Source organism: Actinocrispum sp. NPDC049592 (genome assembly GCF_040675465.1).
Lineage (GTDB): Bacteria > Actinomycetota > Actinomycetes > Mycobacteriales > Pseudonocardiaceae > Kibdelosporangium.
Map to the genome: position 1 here is coordinate 17679 of NZ_JBFAPA010000009.1, position 19955 is coordinate 37633.

A 19955-nucleotide genomic window follows, 5' to 3' on the forward strand; every position below is an offset into this window, starting at 1 on the left:
TCTAGAGTCGCGTTATTGCCGAGGGCGAAACGTACGTTGCGTCAGATGCAACCGGAGGAACGATGAAGATCAAAGGTGTGCTGGCGGCGGCGGTTGCGGGGGCGTTGGTAGTCGGGTGCGGGCCGCCGCAGGCGGCGAACAACCAGCCGCAGCAGTCGGGAGCGGCGGGCCAGCCGGTCGGCGAGATGACCGGTGACCTCAAGGTGTGGCTGTTCCAGGAGGCCAGCAACGCGCCGAAGGAAGCCACGGTGGCCGAGGCCAAGAAGGAGTTCGAAGCGGCGCACCAAGGTGTCACGGTCACGGTCGAGTACCTGCCGGTGGACGGCCGCGCGAACCGGTTCAACGGCGCCTTCAACGACAAGAACTCCTCGCCGGACGTGGCCGAGTTCGGCAACACTGACCTGGCCGGGTACACCGCCTCCAACGGTTTCGCCGACCTGACTGCGGATCTGGCCGCCTGGGGTGACGGCAAGGACCTGATTCCGTCCGTTGTGGACACTGCCAAGGTCGGCGGCAAGACTTATGGCATCCCGTGGTTCACCGGGACGCGTGCGTTGTACTACCGCACGGATGTGTTCAAGGAGCTCAACCTGACCCCGCCGAAGACGTTGGCGGAGCTGACCGAGACCGCGCGCAAGATCCGCCAGGCCAGGCCGGACCTGTACGGCATCTCGGTCGGCGGCAAGTACACCTACGCCGCCCTGCCGTACGTGTGGGCCAACGGCGGGGACGTCGCCAAGCAGGACGGCGGCAAGTGGACTTCGGCGATCAACAGCCAGCAGGCCAAGGACGGGCTCAAGCAGTACACCGAGCTGATCAAGGACGACATCTGCCCGCCCTCGGCGTGCGCCCAGTTCACCGGCACCCAGTCGGTAGCCGCCTTCGCCGGCGGTAAGGCGGGCATGACGATCGGGGGTGACTTCAACCGCAAGGCCGTGGAGGCCGGCACGGTGAAGGGCAACTACGCCGTGGTCCCGTTGCCCGGCATCCAGGCCGGCAAGATCGCACCGGCCTTCGCGGGCGGCAACCTGCTCGGCGTGTTCCGGGCGAGCAAGAAGTACACGCTGGCGCTGCAGTTCATCGAGCTGCTGGGCGGCAAGCAGTACCAGCAGAAGATGTACACCGCGATGGGCAACCTGCCCACGTTCAAGGACGTTCAGGCCTCGGTCGCGAGCAGCGACAAGTTCCTGGAGCCGTTCGTGCGGACCGCACAGGCGGGCACGAAGTTCGTCCCGGCCACCCCGGCCTGGACCAAGATCGACGCGCAGAACGTGATCCCGACGGCGCTGCAACAGGTGGTCACCGGCGCGGCGACGGTCGACGCGGCCGCGGAAACGGCCGCCGGTGAGATGAACAAGGCCTTCGGGTGACGACTCAGATCGCGCCCGCTGTGGCGGAGCTGGCACCAGTTCCGCCACAGCCGGCTTCGACGCGCAAGCGGCGAGACGGCCGGGCGGCAGTGCTGTACCTGCTGCCCGCGGGTGTGCTGCTGGTCGGGCTGATGGCGTACCCGCTGTACCAGCTCGTGCAGATCTCGTTCTACGACTACAACCAGGCGCAGGCCAGCGGTGCGGCACCGTTGGTGTTCCTGGGGATCGACAACTACGCCGAGCTGTTCAGCGACGACCAGTTCTGGTCGGTGCTGCTGGCGACCGTGTTGTTCGCGGCGGTGTGCGTGGTCGGTTCTTTGCTTGTGGGGACCGGGTTGGCAGTGCTGGCCAGCCGGGTTCGCGCGGTGCCGCGGATGCTGCTGTTCCTGGCCGCGCTGGGCGCGTGGGCGACTCCGGCGATGGCCGGGTCCTATGTGTGGCTGTTCCTGTTCGACCGCGACTTCGGGCTGGTCAACGAGATCCTCGGGACACACGGGCACTCCTGGACGTTCGGGCAGCTGTCCACGTTCGGTCTCGTTGCCGCGGAGGTGATCTGGGCTTCGTTCCCGTTCGTGATGGTGACGATGTACGCGGGGATCAAGGGCATTCCCGGTGAGGTGGTGGAGGCGGCCCAGCTCGATGGGGCGAGCTGGTGGCGCACGGCGACGCAGGTGATCCTGCCGATCCTCAAGCCGCTCATCGTGATCGCCACCATCCAGTCGATCATCTGGGACTTCAAGATATTCACGCAGATCTACGTGATGACCAACGGCGGCGGCGTGGCCGGGCGCAACCTCGTGCTCAACGTCTACGCGTACCAGAAGGCGTTCGCCGGTGAGGAGTACGGCAAGGGCGCGACGATCGGTGTGGTGATGACCGTGCTGCTGATGCTGATCACCGTGCTCTACCTGCGGGCGCAGCGGAGGTCCGGATGGCAGTCCTGAACATCCGGCGCCCGGGGCGGCTGGCCGCGGAGATCGTCTGCTGCGTGATCGCCGCCCTCGTGGCCATTCCGCTCTACTGGATGGTGCTTTCCGCGGTCCGACCGGCCGGGGAGCTGGCCAGCCCGAAGCCGTGGACGCTGGCGCCCACTTTGGACAGTTTCAAGCGGGTGCTGGACCTCAACGGTTTCGGCCGCTACTTCCTGAACAGCACGATGGTCGCGGTGGCCGTGGTCGTGCTGTCCATGCTGTGCTCGTTCCTGGCCGCGGTGGCGCTGACCAGGTTCCGGTTCCGCGGCCGGACCGTGCTGCTGGTGATGTTGCTGGTGGCGCAGATGATCCCGATCGAGGCGCTGACCATCCCGCTGTACTTCATGGTCCAGTCGTTCGGCGACACCGTGCCCGCGTTCGGCCTCAACCAGCTGCTGCCGCTGATCTTCGTGAACCTGGCGTTCAGCCTGCCGTTCGCGATCTGGATGCTGCGCGGGTTCGTCGCGGCCGTGCCCGGCGAGCTGGAGGAGGCCGCCGCACTGGACGGGGCGAGCCGGTTCCGGTTCACTTGGCAGGTGCTGTTCCCGCTGGTCGCCCCCGGTCTGGTGGCCACCAGCGTGCTGTCGTTCATCCACGCGTGGAACGACTTCCTGCTGGCCCAGACGCTGATCTACTCGGACGTGGACAACCGCACGCTGCCGCAGGCGCTGCGCGTGTTCTTCCAGCCCGACCAGCCCGACTGGGGCGGGATCATGGCCGGGTCGACGCTGATGACGATCCCGGTACTGATCTTCTTCGTGTTCGTGCAACGACACCTGGTGTCCGGACTCTCAGGGGCGGTCAAAGGATGAGCTTCGAATCGCTGCTTCCCAAGCCGGTGCGCGTCACTCCCGCGCCGGGAACCTTCGCTTCCACCGGCCCGATCACGCCAGATGTGTCCATTGTGGACTCCCTACCGGCCGAGGGCTACCGGCTGTCGATCACGCCCGAGGGCGTGTCCGTCGAAGCGGCCGACGAGGCGGGCGCGTTCTACGCCTTGCAGACACTGCGCCAGCTCGCCGGGCCGGACGCGTTCCGGGCCGCGGCCATTCATGGTCCACAGTGGACGCTTCCGTGCGGTGAGGTCGAGGACCACCCGCGGTTCGGCTGGCGGGGTGTGCTGCTCGACGTGGCCCGGCACTTCATGCCGAAGTACGAGGTGTTCCGGTTCCTCGACCAGCTGGCCGCGCACAAGCTCAACGTGCTGCACCTGCACCTGACCGACGACCAGGGCTGGCGGGTCGAGGTGCCGGAGTTCCCGCGGCTCACCGAGGTCGGCGCCTGGCGCACGGGATCCTGGGTCGGCCGCCCGCCGGACGGCACCACCGAGCACGACGGTCGCCCACACGGCGGGTACTACACCAGCGACGACATGCGCGAGATCGTCGCGTACGCGCGGGAACGACACATCACCGTCGTGCCCGAAGTGGACATTCCCGGGCACTCGCAGGCCGCCATCGCCGCCTACCCCGAGCTGGGCAACACCGGTTCGGACCTGCCGGTGCTGCGCAGCTGGGGCATCAACGAGAACATCCTGACCGTGTCGGACTACGCGATCGGCTTCTACCGCAAGGTGTTCGACCACGTGGCGGCGATCTTCGACGCGCCGGTGATCTGCGTCGGCGGCGACGAGGTGCCGACCGTGCAGTGGGAGGACAACGAGGTCGCGGCCAAGCGGATGGCCGACGAGGGGTTCGCCGAGGCTCGGCAGCTGCACGGCTGGTTCGTCGGGCAGATGGCCGCCCACCTGGCCGGGCTCGGCCGCCGCACGCTCGGCTGGGACGAGATCCTCGAGGTCGGTGACCTGCCCCAGGGTGCCATCGTGGCCTCGTGGCGGGGTGAGGAGGCCGGCGTCACGGCCGCCTCCTCGGGCCACGACGTGGTCATGTGCCCGGAGCAGTACGTGTACCTCGACCACCGCCAGTCCGACCACCCGGACGAGCCGATCCCGGTGGGCTGGATCCACACGCTCGAGGACGTCTACCGCTACGAGCCCATCCCGACCGCGCTCGCCCCCGAGTTCCACTCGCACGTCCTCGGCGCCCAGGCCCAGGTCTGGACCGAGCACCTGGACAACGCCCGGCGCGTCGACTACGCCACCTTCCCGCGGCTGGCCGCGTTCGCCGAGGTGGTGTGGACCGCCGGGGACCGCTCGTACGAGGAGTTCGAGGACCGCCTGACCACCTACCACCTGCCCAGGCTGGACGCGATGGGCGTCGAGTACCGCCCCCTGGACGGCCCGAAACCCTGGCAGACCCGCCCCGGCGTCCCCAGCCGCCCCAAATAACCCCCGCGTGTCCCACATTCACCGCCCCCGTGTCCCACGTTCACGGACCTCGAATTCCCCCTTGGCCGCCGGCGAATGTGGAACTCGACGGCGGCGAATGTGGGACACGGGGGCGGCGAGTGTGGGACACGCGGGTTAGCTGGGCACGGGGATGTGGCCGAGCAGCCAGTTGCCGGTGGCGGTGAGGTTGTCGCTCGTCCAGTACTCGACCACGGCTCGGGCCAGCTCCTCGCGGGTGAGGTGGCCGTCGCTGTCGCGGTCGAGGTGGCTGAACGCCTCGATGCCCTCCGCCTCCGGCAGGTTCGGCGCCTGGCCCTGCAGGAACGCCAGGTACTCGCCGAGGTCGATCCGGCCGTTGCCGCTGCGGTCGGCGATGCTGAACAACGCGTTCGCCAGATCGGTGAGCACCGCCGGGTTGGCCCGCAGGGCCAGCATGGCGGCGAGGAACTCCTCGGCGGAGACCTTGCCCTCGATGGCGTGCGACTGGTGCACGATCCGCCAGACCCGCAGGTACGAGTCGATCATGAACTGCTCGGACCGCGAGCCGGCCGCGTAGCCGAGCGCGGCGGCGGACCGCTGGCCCATCAGGATGTGGTCGTCCTCGGTCAGGAAACCGTCGCCGTCCGCGTCCAGGTGCGCGAACCCCGCCCTGATCTTCTGCTCGAGAAACACCCGCGGGCCCCTTTCGTCAGGACAGGCTGTACACCAGCTCCGGGCGGCCGACCTGTCCGTACTGCGGCCGCCGGACCACCACCCCGGTATCCGCCAGGTGCTCGAGATACCTGCGGGCAGTGACCCTCGAGATTCCCACAATCCCGGCCGCCCCGACAGCCGACAACCCGCCGGGTGCCTCGCGCAGCGCGGAGACCACCGCATTGAGCGTGTCCGCGCTCATCCCTTTGGGCAGTCCAATACCGTCCGTGCCCCTCAAGGTCGCCAAGGCGCGGTCGACTTCATCCTGTCCGGTGGCCTCGCCGGTGACCTCCGCCCGGAAGCGTGCGTACCGCTCGAGTTTGTCGCGGAGCGTGGCGAAGGTGAATGGTTTCAACAGGTACTGCACGACCCCCGCCGACACCGCCGCCCGCACCATGGCCAGGTCGCGTGCGGAAGTCACCGCGATGACGTCGATCGTGTGATTCGCCGCCCGCAGCGCCCGCGTGATCTGCAGCCCGTGCGCGTCCGGCAGGTAGAAGTCCAGCAGCAGCAGGTCGATCGGGTGCTGGTCGACGAACCGCATCGCCTCCACGCCCGTGTTGGCCACGCCCACCACCTCGAAGCCCGGCACGCGCTCGACATAGAGCCGATGAGCATCGGCAGCGACGGGGTCGTCCTCGACCACCAGCACCCTGATCACGCCAGCAAGGATGGTTATCCACAGCGTCCGGCGCAACCACATGACAGTAAACAGCCCTTACAAATCTGCGGTGAGTTATCCACGGCATCGCTCAATCCCGTGGCTGACAACCATTCTTGATCGATCCGCTACCGCAGGACGCCAATTCTGTCGGCCAATGGGCGCAACTCGGAGCGGGTCAGCATGTTCTCCCGCCGTAACAGTTCCCGCACCATCGCGCGCACCTCGACGTTGAACCTCAACTCCTCCGCGGACTCCTGTTCGGCGCGCAGCAGCATGTGGACGGCGGCGACGTCCTCGGTGCGGATGCTGTAGGCCCGCGCCAGCTCGACGTAGTAGGAGAACCGCCGCTCCACGCTCGGCAGGATCGTCACGTCGTAGCGCTGCGCGGTGCGGATCGCCTCGCCCGGCTTGGACAGTTCGACCGCGAGCCAGACCCGGTAGATGCCGACGTTGGTCGGCCCGAACACGGTCCGGAAGTCGTTGCGCTCGCCCAGTTTCGCCGCGACCTGCTCGGCGGTGCCGAGCGCGGTCACCACGCCGTGCTCGTCGCCGAGCCGCGCGAACTGCATGGCCCGCAACAGATGCAGCGCGCCGAAGATGCTCATCCGGGACAGCGGGCCGTCGGCCAGGGTCGGCTCCAGCTCGTGGGCGGCGTCGCGCGCGAGCTCCTGGACGACCTCCGTGTGGCCCTGCTCGGCGAGGATCATGCCCAGGTTCCAGGCGGCCGCCGCACGGAAGTCGAGATCGTCCGCCTTGATGGCGGCGGCCATCGCACGGTCTGCGGCCAGCAGCGAAACATCATGCGCGCCAACGCGTTTGGTGAACGCGCGGGCCAGGAAGTAGAGCATCGAAGCGGTGTGCAGCAGCAGATCGCGCTCGGGCCCGTCCACCAACGGGATCGTGGCCCGAACCTCGGTGATCAACCCCGGCAGCAGCATGCCGATCTGGGTGAACGGACGGCGTTCCTGCCAGATCTCCCACGCCGTCCGCACGGACTTGTCCAGGCGGCTCACGTCCGGCGCCTCGGTGAGCTTGGGGTCGAACGAGGTCATCGCGGCCCGGATCGCCGGCACGGTCTCGTGTTCCGCCGGGTCCTCGGGCAGCTCGCCGACGGGTAACCCGGTCAGCTTGTACAGGTCGCGCACCCGCAGGATCCGCGCGATCTCGATCCAGTCGGAGAACGCGGCCACCTGGCGCTCACCGGACTCCCACTTCCGCCACGCCGAGGCAGTGCACCCCTTGAGCTGCGCACACTGCTCCTGGGTGAGCCCGGCCCGCCTGCGGTACAAGCGAATCCGCTCACCCGGCGGCAACCCCGGGTCGACCACCACCACGAACCGATTGTCACCCAGGAGTAGTCACGAGGGGTAGATGGACGGTGAAAACCGCACCGACGTCGTGACCCAGCTCGATCGTGCCGCGGTTGCGCCGGACGGTCTGGCCCACCAACGCCAGGCCCAGTCCACGACTACCGTCCTTTGTGGACCAGCCGCGCTCGAACGCGGCCATCGTGTCCAGCCCGTGGCCCGTGTCCGCGACCCGCAGCAGCACCTCGTCGGCGGTCTTGCGCACAGTCACCAGTACCTTCGGCGGCTGCGCGCCCTCCAGCGCCGCGTCCATCGCGTTGTCGATCAGGTTGCCCAGGATGGTCACCAGGTCCCGGCCGGGCAGCGCGGTCTCGTCGATGTGCGACTCCGGCGTGATCACCAGCTCCACCCCGCGCTCGCTCGCCTCGGCCGCCTTGCCCAGCAGCAGCGCCGCCAGCACCGGCTCGCCGACCGCGTCCACCACCTGGTCGGTCAGCCGCTGGGCCAGCTCCAGCTCCTCGGTGGCGAACCGGACGGCGTCCTCGGTGCGGTCGAGCTCGATCAGCGACACGATGGTGTGCAGCCGGTTGGCGGCCTCGTGTGCCTGGGAGCGCAGCGACTCGGCGAAGCCCTTGACCGAGTCCAGCTCGCCGGTCAGTGCCTGCAGGTCGGTGTGGTCCCGCAGGGTCACCACCGAGCCCTGGTGGCCGACCGAGGACTTGTTCACCACGAGCACCCGGCGGTCGGTCAGGTGGATCTCGTCGCGGACCGGCCCCTCGGACAGCACGCTGTCCACGAACGACTCGGGCAGGCCGAGCGAGCGCAGCATCTGGCCGTCCACGTCGGTGGCGAACCCGAGCAGGTCACGCGCGGCGTCGTTGCACAACGTCACCCGGCCGGTCCGGTCGATCAGCAGCAGGCCCTCGTGCACCGCGTGCAGGATCGACTCGTGGTAGTCGATCATCCGGCGCAGCCGGGCCGGGCCCATTCCCCGGGTCTGCCGCCGCAGCCGGGCGCTGACGAAGTACGTCCCCGCCATCCCGATGAGCAAGGCGACCGCCCCGACAGTGATGACCGCGTAGACGCGGCCATTCAGTTCCTCGGAGATCGCGGTGACGGTGATCCCGACGGCGACCATCGCGAGGACCCGATGATCCGATGAGAACACCGGGACCACCGCCCGCACCGACGGGCCGAGCGTCCCGGTAAATGTCTCCGAAACGATGCCGCCGGCGAGGGCCGCTTCGGTGTGCCCGATGAAATGCTTCCCGATCTCCGCGGGGTTCGGATGGGTGAAGCGGATTCCATCCCGATTCATAATGGTGATGAAATCGATATCTGTCACTGCCCGAATACGCTCTGTATACGGTTGCAGAATATCCGTGGGCGTGGGCGTGACCACGGCCGACACCACGGTCGGAGCAGCGGCGACGGCCTGGGCGACCGAGACGACTTCTCGCCTCGCGGCGTCCTCGGTGTTCCTGGCCGCGTCCAGGTACGCCAGGATCGACCCACCTCCGACGATCACCCCGACTATCACGATCTGCAACACCAGCAACTGGCGTGCCAGGCTCCACTCCCGCATGGCCGTAACCTCCACGCCGCACGACCGAAATGAACACAACAGTGACCCGTGTCATAGAGACCCGGATAGTCTGCACAACCATTGGCCACGTCCAGGCTTCACAGGAGGCCAGCTTTGTCCACGATTGAGGGACGCACCCGCCGGGACCGCACCCACATTCTCTACATGTCCGTCATCGCGGCCGTCGTCCTCGGCATCATCGTCGGTTTGCTGTTCCCGGAGTTCGGCAAGGCTCTCAAGCCGGTCGGCGACGGTTTCATCAACCTGATCAAGATGATGATCAGCCCGATCATCTTCTGCACGCTGGTGCTGGGCGTCGGGTCGATCACCAAGGCCGCGCGGGTCGGCAAGGTCGGTGGCCTGACCATCGCCTACTTCCTGGTCATGTCGACCGTAGCGCTGATCATCGGCCTGCTGGTCGGCAACATCATCGAGCCGGGCACCGGGCTGCACCTGACCGACGCCATCAGCAAGGCGGGCCAGGGCCAGGTCAAGACCCAGCAGAACACGACCGAGTTCATCCTGGGCATCATCCCGACGACCTTGTTCTCCGGGCTGACCAGCGGTCAGGTGCTGCAGACGCTGCTGGTCGCGCTGCTCGCCGGGTTCGCGCTGCAGGCGATGGGGCAGGCCGGCAAGCCGGTGCTGCGCGGCATCGAGCACCTGCAGCGGCTGGTGTTCAAGATCCTGGCGATGGTCATGTGGGCGGCCCCGATCGGCGCGTTCGGCGCGATCGCGGCGGTGGTCGGCGCGACCGGCTGGAGTGCGCTGAAGAGCCTGCTGGTGATCATGCTGGGCTTCTACATCACCTGCATCCTGTTCATCGCGCTGGTGCTGGGCACGCTGCTGCGGGTGGTCGCCAAGGTCAACATCTTCGCGCTGATGCGCTACCTGGCGCGCGAGTACCTGCTGATCTTCTCCACCTCGTCGTCCGAGAGCGCCCTGCCCCGCCTGATCGCCAAGATGGAGCACGCGGGTGTGGGCCGTGAGGTCGTCGGCATCACGGTCCCGACCGGGTACTCGTTCAACCTGGACGGCACCGCGATCTACCTGACCATGGCGACCTTGTTCATCGCGGACGCGATGGACCAGCCGCTGTCCTTCGGTGAGCAGATCGGCCTGCTGGGCTTCATGATCATCGCCTCGAAGGGAGCCGCCGGTGTCTCCGGCGCCGGCCTGGCGACGCTGGCCGGCGGCCTGCAGTCGCACCGCCCGGAACTGGTCGGCGGCGTCGGCTTCATCATCGGCATCGACAAGTTCATGTCCGAGGCCCGTGCGCTGACCAACTTCACCGGCAACGCCGTGGCCACGGTCCTGATCGGACAGTGGACCGGTGAGTTCGACCGGGACAAGGCCCAGCGCGCGCTCGACGGCACCGACCCGTTCGACGAGTCCACTTTGCTCGATGACCACGGTGTCGCGCCGGACAACGACCCGGCGGCGGACGCCACCAGCGAGGGTGAAGCGGAAGAGGCCCCCGCGAAGAAGGCCTGACGCACACAGCATCGAGCCCCTCATGGCACCGTCCATGAGGGGCTCGATGCTAGCCAAGGAAGCTGCGAAGGCCACGCTGGCCACGCCACATCATCATCGCGTGGTTGGCCCGGAAAGCCGGTCTGGCGACCGGCGCGAGCGCTCTCAGCAGCCACTTGTTGACCACCACGTCCTGCTCGATCACCAGCCGGACACTGTGGACACCCCGGTTGAGCGTGCCGCGGCTGTAGCCCTCCAGGTCGCCGGTCAGGCCGATCAGCATCCGCCCGGCGGTCTCGTCCTGCTCGCCGCGGTGCATCCGGAAGGTCAGCGCATAGGGCAGCACGGACTTGCAGATCACCTCGGCGGTGTCATCGTCCACTCTGCCCACACCGTGGATGTCCGGCCACCACAACGGGTACGAGCCCGGGTCGGTCACCACGTCGAACACACCGCTAGCCGGTCCCGGAAGCGTCCATACGCTGCGGAACCGGTAGCGGTGGTTCAGGTTCACGGGTCTTAAAGGTTCACGGGCACCGAGACGAGCTTGCGGTTGGTCGTGGTGATCACGTCGATGGACTTGATGTCCTTGGGCGGCATGATCGCCGCGCCGTCGATCATCGTGCCCTCGGCCTCGCCCTTGGAGGACACCAGCCAGCTGCCGGCCAGCCGCTGCGTGCCGTCCTTGCCGGTCACCACGAGCTGGCAGGGCTCGCCCGCCTTGATCCCGCTGGCGTTGGCGTGCAGCTTGACCCAGCCCTGCAGGCTCTCCACCTTGACGTCCATCTTGGCGTGCGTGCTGGCGTCCTCGGCGGCGAACGACACACCCGGCGTCGTCGTGCCCGAGGACCCGATCGCGATCCCGCCCACCAGGGCGCCGCCGGCGATCACGACCGCGGCCGCGACAGCGGCCAGACGGCGGGCACCGGACGGACGAGCCACGGGAGCCTGCTGCTCCTCGGCCCTGACCCGGCGCAGCGTGCGCTGCAGCAGGAGGTCGCCACCGGGCGGCGGACCGTCGATGAACGCCTCGGGCGGCACCGTGTCCAGTGCGTGCCTGAGGTTGACCAGGTCCGCGACCTCACGCCGGCCGTCCGCGCAGGCGGCCAGATGGGCCTCCACCTCGGTCGCCTCGTGCGGGGTCAGTACGCCGAGGGCGTACGCCCCAAGCGAGGAGTGATCGTGTGCTGGTCGGCTCACCGGGGCACCTCCGTCCCATGACTGGACATCACGGCCCGCAGGGCACGCAATGCATAGTAAGAGCGTGATTTCACGGTACCCGCCGCGATGCCCAGTGCCTGGGCTGCTTCGGTGACCGTGCGGCCTTTGTAATAGATCTCCACGAGCACCTCGCGGTGCTCCGCCGACAGGTTGTCCAGGGCGCCGAGCATGGCCATCGAGTCCACCACCTGGTCGGCGTGGTCCCGTTCGACCGACGGCGACTCGGTGACCTCGGCCACCTCGGGCGGGCGGACCGCGCGGGCCCTGGCCCGGTCGGTGACGATGTTGCGGGCCACCGTGAGCAGCCAGCCCCGCACCGAACCCTTCTCGTCTGTCAGCACGTCATGGTGCTTCCAGGCACGTAACAGGGTCTCCTGAACGATGTCCTCCGCGGCCGCCCTGTCGTTGGTCAACCGCGTCGCATACGCCAGCAAACTCGCACCGTGCTCGTTGTACAGCGACCGAACCAAGTCCTCGCCACGTACGCGCCGCGATCTCCGCGGCCACCAGCCTGGGATCGTCACCAGGTTCCTCTCCGCTGGGGATCGAGTCTGCGCGGAGGATACTGGTCGTGGTCGGACGAACGGCGATCGCGGGCCTCCAGTGCTCACCAGTGAGGCGTTCACGCCGAGGAATCCCCCCGCTCGCGCCGTCAGGTCAGTAACCATTGCCGCTGTCATAGCCGCCATCACCGCCGCTGTTGGTGTTCGCGCTGGCGGGCGGCGCAGCGGGCTCCTTCGGCGACTGGGGCGGCTGGCTGGCCGGTGCGTTCGCCTGCGCCTGGAGCTTCTTGCCCTCGGGCGTGATCACGTACCAGGTACCGCCCATCCCGTTGCCCTTGGACTCGCCCGGGGCGGTGTCCTTGGCGTAGGTGTAGACCGGCCAGTCGTTGATCGTCACCTGCTTCTTGCCGTCCTTGCGGGTGATGGTGCCGATCAGCTTCTGGTCGATGCCGGTGAACGTCAGCTCCTTGCCCTCGGCGATCATCGGCGGCCACGACTTCTCGCAGGCGTCGTAGCAGTTGGAGACCGGCGGCTTGTTGGAGTCCTTGGTGAACATGTAGAGGGTCATGCCCTGCTGGTCGGTCATTCCCTGACCGAGCGCGCCCACTTCCTGCGCCACGAGGTTGGCCCGGGGACCCGCGGCCGCCGGCAGCTCCTGCTGTTGCTGCTTCGGGGCCGGCGATCCGGAACTGTCACTGCCGCACGCGGTGAGGCCCAACAGCCCCAGACCGGCGATGGCAGTCAGCACGCCGACACGAGCGCCCTTCATGACCAACCTCCTGGAATGTGGTGCCACCCTTGCCGCGGCTCCCTTCTGACCACACACACGAGGAGGGGCACGAAACGGTTCAACCCACTTCGAAGCGGATATCGACCCGGATTGGTCCGACTTCAGACCGGGCAGTTGCCGGTGTCGGGCATGGGACGGCCGAGGTCGATGACCTCGGTCAGCTCGTGCGGCGGGGCGGTGGTGGCGCGGTCGCCGCCGCTGGGCGCGAGCAGGTCGTCGCGCATGGCGGAGCATGAGACGGCCACGGCGTAGGTGTGCAGATCGCCCAGGTACAGGCCGCGGCTGCCGGGAGCCCACCCGGGGCCTTCGGCGAAGGAGAACCGTTGGTCGATGCGCAGGTAGGACACGAACTCGGTGGGGTCGAGCACGGTCTCGGGGTGCGGCGGCCGGAACGCGTAGGCGACGACATACTCGGCGTGGATCCGTAACTCGCCTTTGCGGCCGGGTTCGACGGTGAGCCGGCCCTGGACCTTGGGCGGGACGTCGAGCAGCTCGAAGCCGGGTTTGATCCTGGTGCGGAAGATCGGGTCGTCGGTCACCGTCTTGCGGCTGTCCGGGGCGAGCAGGGCCTGGAAGGCGTCGGACTTGTCCTGCTGCGCCGCCTGGCGGTCGAGCCGGGACGCGGCGATCGCCGACCGCGCGATGCCGAGCACCTCCCCGACCCGTTTCGCCGGGAACCCGTTCAGCGGCGCGGCGGCGGGCATGGTCAGCCCGGCTTCGCCGTCCGGCCAGGCTTGGGCGGGGGTGCGGGCGAACGGGTCGGTCGTCTTGTACTCGAAGCCCTTCACCGGCTGCGGCGCCGTCGACGTCGGCGGGGGTGGTGGGCTCTGGGCATGTGACTGTGCCTTGGGAGCCTTGATGTAGAGCGTCACTCCCACGGCGACCACAACCGCGGTGATCCCGACCCACACGAACCGGGACCTGTTGCGGCGCCAGCGGTCCTTGCGCAATGCCTTGCGTTGGGCGGCGGCCCATTCCGGACCGGCCAGGTCAGGGTGGTCGAAAATATCGTCGTCCGGCACAGAGCCCCCCGGATCAGTGCGACCCGCCCGGCACCCGAGCGGTGAAAAGCCCCTAAGAAAGTGTCCTGAGCCCCAACCAGAACGACGGGATCCTAGCGGGAGCCCACCCCGGATCCCCAAGCCCCCCAACCCAATCACTCCACTACGCAACCCAGCCCAACCCACACCCCCACCCAGCCCAACCCCACCCGAACACAGAGCGCACCACCACCCCGCGCCCAGCAACACTTCCGCCACCCGCAGCCACCCAACCGCAACCACCCAACCACCGCACACCAGTCCAGCAACGCCACCGGCGGACACCAGCGCCACGGACGCGCGCCTCAACAGATCCGCAGCGGCCGAACACCCATGGCAGCCCCCAACCGCGACACCCGCAACGCGTACTCGGCCCGTCGACATCCGAACCACCCCGCAGCAGGACGCCGACGCACCTAATAACGGCACGCCCCGGCTCGGGGCCCGACCAGGCCTCGAGAGATGGGAGTCCGGACGATTACCCACCTCATCCGCCAAATCCACAGCGGCCACACAGCCATCGCAGCCCACCAACCGCGACACGGCCCCACCGCCAACATCCGAAAGGCCCCCGCAGCACGACAACCGCCCCAGCGCTACCGACAGCTGTCAGTGTCTGGGCCGATCTCGGTCAGCGTGCTGAGCAGCTGCTTGGCGCGGTGCTCCTCACCCAGCCGGGCCTCGACGACCGGCTCGCCGCCGGCGAGGTCACGGACCTCGGGGTGGACGACTTCCTCCTCGGCGGTCTCGTGCACCGCCAGCAGCCGGACCAGGCTGTGGAACAGGACCTTCCGGCGGTCGCTCGCAGCCCACTAACCGCGACACAGCCCCACATCCAAGCCGCCCCGCAACGCGGCGACCGCCCTCGGCGCTACCGCCGACGCACCGGGTATCGGCGCGCCTTGGCCAGGGTCTGGACCGGACCGAATCCGCCGAGGGACCCGGTCCGGATGCGAGGGGTCTAGACCTTGAGGACGTGTTCCAGGAATTGGCCGGTGTAGCTCTCCGGGACTTCGAGGAGGTCTTCGGGGGTGCCCTCGGCGACGATGGTGCCGCCGCCGGAGCCGCCCTCGGGGCCCATGTCGACGACCCAGTCGGAGCACTTGATGACGTCGAGGTTGTGCTCGATGACGATGACGGTGTTGCCCTTGTCGACGAGGCCGTTGATGACGCCGAGGAGTTTGCGGATGTCCTCGAAGTGCAGGCCGGTGGTGGGCTCGTCCAGGACGTATACGGTCTTGCCGGTGGACCGCTTCTGCAGTTCGCTGGCCAGCTTCACGCGCTGCGCCTCACCGCCGGAGAGGGTCGGCGCGGGCTGCCCGAGCCGCACGTACCCGAGGCCGACGTCCACCAACGTCTTGAGGTGCCGGTGGATCGCGTTGATCGGCTGGAAGAACTCGGCGGCCTCCTCGATCGGCATGTCGAGGATCTCCGAGATGGTCTTGCCCTTGTAGTGCACCTCGAGCGTCTCGCGGTTGTACCGCGCGCCCTTGCAGACCTCGCACGGGACGTAGACGTCCGGCAGGAAGTTCATCTCGATCTTGATCGTGCCGTCGCCCGCGCACGCCTCGCAACGCCCGCCCTTGACGTTGAACGAGAACCGCCCGGGCTGGTACCCGCGCACCTTCGCCTCGGTGGTGGCCGCGAACAGCTTGCGGATGTTGTCGAACACACCGGTGTACGTGGCCGGGTTGGACCGCGGGGTTCGCCCGATCGGCGACTGGTCCACCCGCACGAGCTTGTCCAGGTGCTGCAACCCGTTCACCCGCGTGTGCCGCCCGGGGACCTGCCGCGCGCCGTTGAGCTTGTTCGCCAGCACGGTCGCCAGGATGTCGTTGACCAGAGTGGACTTGCCCGAGCCGGACACACCCGTCACGGACACCAGGCACCCCAACGGGAACGAAACGTCCAGCCCACGCAGGTTGTGCTCGCGCGCGCCCACCACGGTCAGCTGCCGCTTGCGGTCGATCGGCCTGCGGATGTCCGGGACCGGGATCTCCTTGCGCCGCGACAGGTACGCCCCGGTGATGGACTCCTTGTTCTTCAACAGCTTCGCCACCGGACCGGAGTGCACGACCTTGCCGCCGTGCTCGCCAGCGCCCGGGCCGATGTCGACCACCCAGTCGGAGGTCCGGATGGTGTCCTCGTCGTGCTCGACCACGATCAGCGTGTTGCCCAGGTCGCGCAGCCGGGTCAGCGTCTCGATCAGCCGGTGGTTGTCCCGCTGGTGCAGGCCGATCGACGGCTCGTCCAGCACGTACAGCACGCCAACCAGACCGGAGCCGATCTGCGTCGCCAGCCGGATCCGCTGCGCTTCGCCACCCGAGAGCGTGGCCGAGCCGCGGTCCAGTGACAGGTAGTCCAGCCCCACGTCGAGCAGGAACCGCAGCCGCGCCTGGATCTCCTTGAGCACCGCGCCCGCGATCATCTGCTCGCGCTTGCCCAGCACCAGGTCCTCGAGGAACTCCGCGCAGTCCCGCACGCTCATCGCGCAGACGTCGGCGATCGACTGGTCGCCCTTTGTCTTGTGCTCCAACGTGACCGCGAGGATCTCGGGCTTGAGCCGGGTGCCCTGGCAGGCGGGGCAGGGCACCTCCCGCATGTAGCCCTCGTACTTCTCGCGCATCGCCTCGGACTCGGTCTGCTCCTGGCGGCGCTCCAGGAACGGGATCACGCCCTCGTAGCTCGCGTAGTACGAACGCTCCCGGCCGTACCGGTTCTTGTAGCGGACATGCACCTGGTCGGCCGTGCCGTGCAGCACCGCCTTCTGCGCCTTGGCCGGCAAACGCCGCCACGGCGTGTCCATCCGGAAGCCCACGGCCTCGGCCAGCGAGGTCAGCAGCCGCAGGAAGTAGTCGGACGTCTGGCCACCGGCCCACGGCGCGATCGCGCCCTCCGCCAGCGAAAGCTCGTCGTCCGGCACGACCAGCTCCGGGTCCACCTCCATCCGCACACCCAGGCCGGAGCACGACGTGCAGGCACCGTACGGCGAGTTGAACGAGAACGACCGCGGCTCCAGGTCCTCGATCGCCAGCGGGTGACCGTTGGGACAGGCCAGGTTCTCCGAGAAGCCGCGGGTGCGGTGCGGGTCGTGCTCGTCGAGGTCGACGAACTCCAGCTCGACCAGCCCGTCGGCCAGCCGCAGCGCGGTCTCCACCGAGTCGGTGAGCCGCTGCTTGGCGGTTCGTTTGACGGTGAGCCGGTCGATCACCACCGCGATGTCGTGCTTCTCCTGCTTCTTCAGCTTCGGCACCTCGGCCAGCGAGTAGACCGTGCCGTCCACCCGGGCGCGCGAGTAGCCCTGCGACTGCAGCTGCTGGAACAGGTCGATGTACTCGCCCTTGCGGCCGCGGATCACCGGGGCCAGCACCTGGAAGCGGACGCCCTCCTCCATGGCCAGCACCTGGTCGACGATCTGCTGCGGGGTCTGCTTGCTGATCAGCTCGCCACAGATCGGGCAGTGCGCCTTGCCCGCCCGCGCGTACAGCAGCCGCAGGTAGTCGTAGACCTCGGTGACCGTGCCGACGGTGGAGCGCGGGTTACGGCTGGTGGACTTCTGGTCGATGGACACCGCGGGCGACAGGCCCTCGATGAAGTCGACGTCCGGCTTGTCCATCTGGCCGAGGAACTGGCGCGCATATGCCGACAACGACTCCACGTATCTCCGCTGCCCCTCGGCGAAGATCGTGTCGAACGCGAGACTGGACTTGCCCGAGCCGGACAGCCCGGTGAACACGATCAGGCTGTCGCGAGGCAGGTCAATGTCCACGCTGCGCAGGTTGTGCTCGCGGGCGCCGCGAACCACGAGACGGTCGGCCACCGGGGGTCCCTTCGGTCTGGATCTTGGACGGTCGGTTCGAATATGCGTTCGACTCCGAACCGCCGGTGCCCATGTTAGGACGGGCCACCGACAAAACCGATTCGGCTCTCCCCCACGGGCGGTGATCTACCCGTACCCTGGCCCTATCAGCTCATCGTGAGCGCGACGTCGCTCAACGAAGTCGGGATACCCAACACATGACTGGACGCATCTCTCAACACACCGCCCTGTCGCACGATTCCCTGCCCGAGCCGAGACGCGAACTGTCCGCCGAGGAGTACGCGGAGATAGGACTTGCCGCCGCCAGGCAGATGACTGTGTTGCTGACCGACGCCGTCGAGGGGCTCGACGACGTGGCGATGCGCCGGCCGAGCCTGCTGCCCGGCTGGACCCGTGGGCACGTCGTGTCCCATCTGGCGCGCAACGCCGATGGGCTGGTCAACCTGTTGCTGTGGGCCAGGACCGGGGTGGAGCACCCGATGTACGCCAGCCGGGCGGACCGGGACGCGGACATCGAGGAGGGCAGCCGCCGGATGGCCGCGGTGCTGCGCGAGGACCTGATCGCCGCGTCGGACCGGTTGCTCATGGCGGTCGAGGACATGCCCGCCGAGGCGTGGGACGCGCAGGTCGTGCTGGCCAGCGGGCGCCAGATCACCGCGTGCACGGTGCCCTGGCTGCGCTGGCAGGAGGTGTCGGTGCACCTCGTGGACCTCGACGCCGGGGTGGGCTTCGGCGACCTGCCGGAGGGGCACGAGGAGCGGTTGCTGGACTGGGTGGTGACGGAGTTCGCCGAGCGCGCCGACGTGCCGCCGGTCCGGTTGCGGGTGGACCTGGCCGACGGCCGTCAGCGAAGCTGGGAACTCGCTGGGAGCACGCTCGGTAGCGACTCGCCGGACGTGGGCGGCCCGGCACCGACGGTGCTGGCCTGGTTGACCGGAAGGGGTGACGGCACCGGCCTGGCCGGTGACGTGCCCAGCCTGCCCGCCTGGATCTGAGCGCGGACCTTGCCGACGACCGCGGGCCCGGCGCCGACCAGGAACTTGTGCGCCGGGCGTTCGACCAGCCTGGTCATCAGCCAGCCGAGCACCACCGCGAGGGCCAGCGACGCGACCAGCCGTTCCCAGGAGGAGGCGCCCAGGTCGAGCAGGGTGCGGGCCAGGATGAAGCCCAGCTCCTGGTGCACCAGGTAGACGCCGTAGGAGATGCCGGCCAGCCAGGTGATGACCGGGGCGATCCGGCGCACGAGCGGGACGTCCCAGTCCGGGCCGCCGGCCGCGGCGACGACCAGCAGCAGGACCACGCCGAACGCGATGGTCGACGGCGTGTCGGTCCAGTAGGCGTGCGCGTCCTGGGCCACCAGCGCGGCCGTGATGTAGCTCGCGAGGTGCCAGCCGCGCATCCGCCCGCGGGTCCACAGCCAGATCGCGATGCCTACGCCGAACAGGTGCACGCGGTGCAGGGCGAGGCCATCGAAGATCGACTTGATCCACTGCGCCGAGTCGTCGGTGCGCAGGGTGTAGCGGATGACCACCGGGATGATCACCAGCGACCAGAGCAGGATCGGCAGCCGCTTCGCCGAGGTGATCTTGCGGCGGAACAGGAACGCGGCGAAGGCGAACGCGATGATCTGGATGGGCAGGGTCCAGTAGGACGCGTCGATCCAGTGGAAGCTCGGCGCCCAGGCCTGGATCATCAGCAGGTTGCCCAGCAGGTCGTGGCCGGTCGGCAGGTACCAGGGGTCGAGGGCGCCCGGGTTGCCCGAGGTGGGGACGCCGAACAGCCACCGGCCGTCGGCGAAGCTGTAGCCGTTGAAGAACGAGACCGCGATCCGCGAGACGACGTAGGTGACCAGCACGGCCACGAAGTAGGCGGGCAGCAGCCGCGCCACCCGGTTCCACAGCCACTTGCCGCGGCTGCCCTTGCCGATGGTGACGCAGACGAAGAAGGCCGAGATCACCAGCATCGTGCTGGCACCGAACTGTAAGGGCAGGCTGAACGCGTACCCGGCGAGTTCGGGGTGGTTGATGGCGGACTGGTGAGTGACATGCTCGACCACAACGCCGAAGACCGCGAGGACCCTCAGGATGTCCCAGCTGATCTTGCGTGTGGACCGCTTCGGAGGCGGCGTCTTGGCCTCCGGCTTGGTCGCGCTGAGTGTAGTAGTCACGAGCTCGCAGTGATCGGTGGACACGGGCATCTTCGTGATCGGAGCGTAATTCCACAACCTGTGA

Annotated in this window: 16 protein-coding genes and 2 pseudogenes; 6 read left to right on the forward strand and 12 right to left on the reverse strand. The window is 68.3% G+C overall.

Annotation, left to right across the window (positions count from 1 at the left end; genetic code table 11):
- Positions 1 to 62 precede the first annotated feature (62 nt).
- The 4 genes from AB0J95_RS23080 to AB0J95_RS23095 are packed head-to-tail and all read left to right on the forward strand — an operon-like array spanning position 63 to position 4628.
- Positions 63 to 1370, forward strand: a complete 1308-nt coding sequence (locus AB0J95_RS23080; RefSeq protein WP_364761186.1) for an extracellular solute-binding protein — start codon at positions 63 to 65, stop codon at positions 1368 to 1370.
- Positions 1367 to 2314: a sugar ABC transporter permease gene (locus AB0J95_RS23085; RefSeq protein WP_364761189.1), complete on the forward strand. Its 948-nt coding sequence runs from the start codon at positions 1367 to 1369 to the stop codon at positions 2312 to 2314. The genes AB0J95_RS23080 and AB0J95_RS23085 overlap by 4 nt, the downstream gene beginning before the upstream one ends.
- Complete coding sequence (locus AB0J95_RS23090; RefSeq protein ID WP_364761192.1) at positions 2302 to 3153, forward strand: carbohydrate ABC transporter permease; 852 nt, start codon at positions 2302 to 2304, stop codon at positions 3151 to 3153. The genes AB0J95_RS23085 and AB0J95_RS23090 overlap by 13 nt, the downstream gene beginning before the upstream one ends.
- Positions 3150 to 4628: a beta-N-acetylhexosaminidase gene (locus tag AB0J95_RS23095; protein WP_364761195.1), complete on the forward strand. Its 1479-nt coding sequence runs from the start codon at positions 3150 to 3152 to the stop codon at positions 4626 to 4628. The genes AB0J95_RS23090 and AB0J95_RS23095 overlap by 4 nt, the downstream gene beginning before the upstream one ends.
- Before the next feature lie 135 nt (positions 4629 to 4763).
- Here the strand turns inward: AB0J95_RS23095 and AB0J95_RS23100 are convergent, their stop codons facing one another.
- From AB0J95_RS23100 to AB0J95_RS23115, 4 genes are all read right to left on the reverse strand, one after another.
- A complete protein-coding gene (locus tag AB0J95_RS23100) occupies positions 4764 to 5300 on the reverse strand; it encodes an EF-hand domain-containing protein (protein WP_364761197.1) in 537 nt (178 codons plus the stop codon).
- 16 nt (positions 5301 to 5316) lie between these two features.
- A complete protein-coding gene (locus AB0J95_RS23105; protein ID WP_364761200.1) occupies positions 5317 to 5982 on the reverse strand; it encodes a response regulator in 666 nt (221 codons plus the stop codon).
- Positions 5983 to 6110: 128 nt separating this feature from the next.
- Positions 6111 to 7319 carry a helix-turn-helix transcriptional regulator gene (locus AB0J95_RS23110; protein WP_364761203.1) on the reverse strand — a complete coding sequence of 403 codons (1209 nt, stop codon included), beginning with the start codon at positions 7317 to 7319 and terminating at the stop codon, positions 6111 to 6113.
- Positions 7320 to 7329: 10 nt separating this feature from the next.
- On the reverse strand, positions 7330 to 8877 hold the full coding sequence (locus AB0J95_RS23115) for a sensor histidine kinase (protein WP_364761206.1): 1548 nt from the start codon (positions 8875 to 8877) through the stop codon (positions 7330 to 7332).
- Positions 8878 to 9042: 165 nt separating this feature from the next.
- Between AB0J95_RS23115 and AB0J95_RS23120 the strand changes: the two genes are divergently transcribed.
- Positions 9043 to 10371: a cation:dicarboxylase symporter family transporter gene (locus tag AB0J95_RS23120; RefSeq protein ID WP_364761209.1), complete on the forward strand. Its 1329-nt coding sequence runs from the start codon at positions 9043 to 9045 to the stop codon at positions 10369 to 10371.
- A 49-nt stretch (positions 10372 to 10420) separates the two neighbouring features.
- Here the strand turns inward: AB0J95_RS23120 and AB0J95_RS23125 are convergent, their stop codons facing one another.
- From AB0J95_RS23125 to uvrA, 7 genes and pseudogenes are all read right to left on the reverse strand, one after another.
- Positions 10421 to 10801, reverse strand: a complete 381-nt coding sequence (locus AB0J95_RS23125) for a polyketide cyclase (RefSeq protein WP_364761212.1) — start codon at positions 10799 to 10801, stop codon at positions 10421 to 10423.
- Between the two features lie 68 nt (positions 10802 to 10869).
- Complete coding sequence (locus tag AB0J95_RS23130; RefSeq protein WP_364761215.1) at positions 10870 to 11550, reverse strand: zf-HC2 domain-containing protein; 681 nt, start codon at positions 11548 to 11550, stop codon at positions 10870 to 10872.
- Positions 11547 to 12095 carry a sigma-70 family RNA polymerase sigma factor gene (locus AB0J95_RS23135; protein ID WP_364761218.1) on the reverse strand — a complete coding sequence of 183 codons (549 nt, stop codon included), beginning with the start codon at positions 12093 to 12095 and terminating at the stop codon, positions 11547 to 11549. Before AB0J95_RS23135 ends, AB0J95_RS23130 begins: the two co-directional genes overlap by 4 nt.
- A 133-nt stretch (positions 12096 to 12228) precedes the next feature.
- On the reverse strand, positions 12229 to 12843 hold the full coding sequence (locus AB0J95_RS23140) for a hypothetical protein (RefSeq protein ID WP_364761221.1): 615 nt from the start codon (positions 12841 to 12843) through the stop codon (positions 12229 to 12231).
- Between the two features lie 122 nt (positions 12844 to 12965).
- Positions 12966 to 13886: a hypothetical protein gene (locus AB0J95_RS23145; protein ID WP_364761224.1), complete on the reverse strand. Its 921-nt coding sequence runs from the start codon at positions 13884 to 13886 to the stop codon at positions 12966 to 12968.
- A gap of 632 nt (positions 13887 to 14518) precedes the next feature.
- A pseudogene (locus AB0J95_RS23150) lies at positions 14519 to 14704 on the reverse strand (hemerythrin domain-containing protein); the annotation flags it as partial.
- A 161-nt stretch (positions 14705 to 14865) separates the two neighbouring features.
- A complete protein-coding gene (gene uvrA / locus AB0J95_RS23155; protein WP_364761227.1) occupies positions 14866 to 17724 on the reverse strand; it encodes an excinuclease ABC subunit UvrA in 2859 nt (952 codons plus the stop codon).
- Positions 17725 to 18035: 311 nt separating this feature from the next.
- Here uvrA and AB0J95_RS23160 point away from each other — a divergent pair.
- Positions 18036 to 18605, forward strand: a pseudogene (locus tag AB0J95_RS23160) (maleylpyruvate isomerase N-terminal domain-containing protein); the annotation flags it as partial.
- Here the strand turns inward: AB0J95_RS23160 and AB0J95_RS23165 are convergent.
- Positions 18569 to 19891, reverse strand: a complete 1323-nt coding sequence (locus AB0J95_RS23165) for an acyltransferase (protein WP_364761230.1) — start codon at positions 19889 to 19891, stop codon at positions 18569 to 18571. The pseudogene AB0J95_RS23160 and the gene AB0J95_RS23165 overlap by 37 nt on opposite strands.
- Between the last annotated feature and the right edge of the window lie 64 nt (positions 19892 to 19955).

What these genes read in the sequence shown, in the direction of transcription:
- AB0J95_RS23140 (WP_364761221.1), bottom strand. Translation starts at nt 12,843, where the DNA reads ATGAAGGGCGCTCGTGTCGGCGTGCTGACTGCCATCGCCGGTCTGGGG.
- AB0J95_RS23090 (WP_364761192.1), top strand. Translation starts at nt 2,302, where the DNA reads ATGGCAGTCCTGAACATCCGGCGCCCGGGGCGGCTGGCCGCGGAGATC.
- AB0J95_RS23115 (WP_364761206.1), bottom strand. Translation starts at nt 8,877, where the DNA reads ATGCGGGAGTGGAGCCTGGCACGCCAGTTGCTGGTGTTGCAGATCGTG.
- AB0J95_RS23080 (WP_364761186.1), top strand. Translation starts at nt 63, where the DNA reads ATGAAGATCAAAGGTGTGCTGGCGGCGGCGGTTGCGGGGGCGTTGGTA.
- AB0J95_RS23095 (WP_364761195.1), top strand. Translation starts at nt 3,150, where the DNA reads ATGAGCTTCGAATCGCTGCTTCCCAAGCCGGTGCGCGTCACTCCCGCG.
- AB0J95_RS23120 (WP_364761209.1), top strand. Translation starts at nt 9,043, where the DNA reads ATGTCCGTCATCGCGGCCGTCGTCCTCGGCATCATCGTCGGTTTGCTG.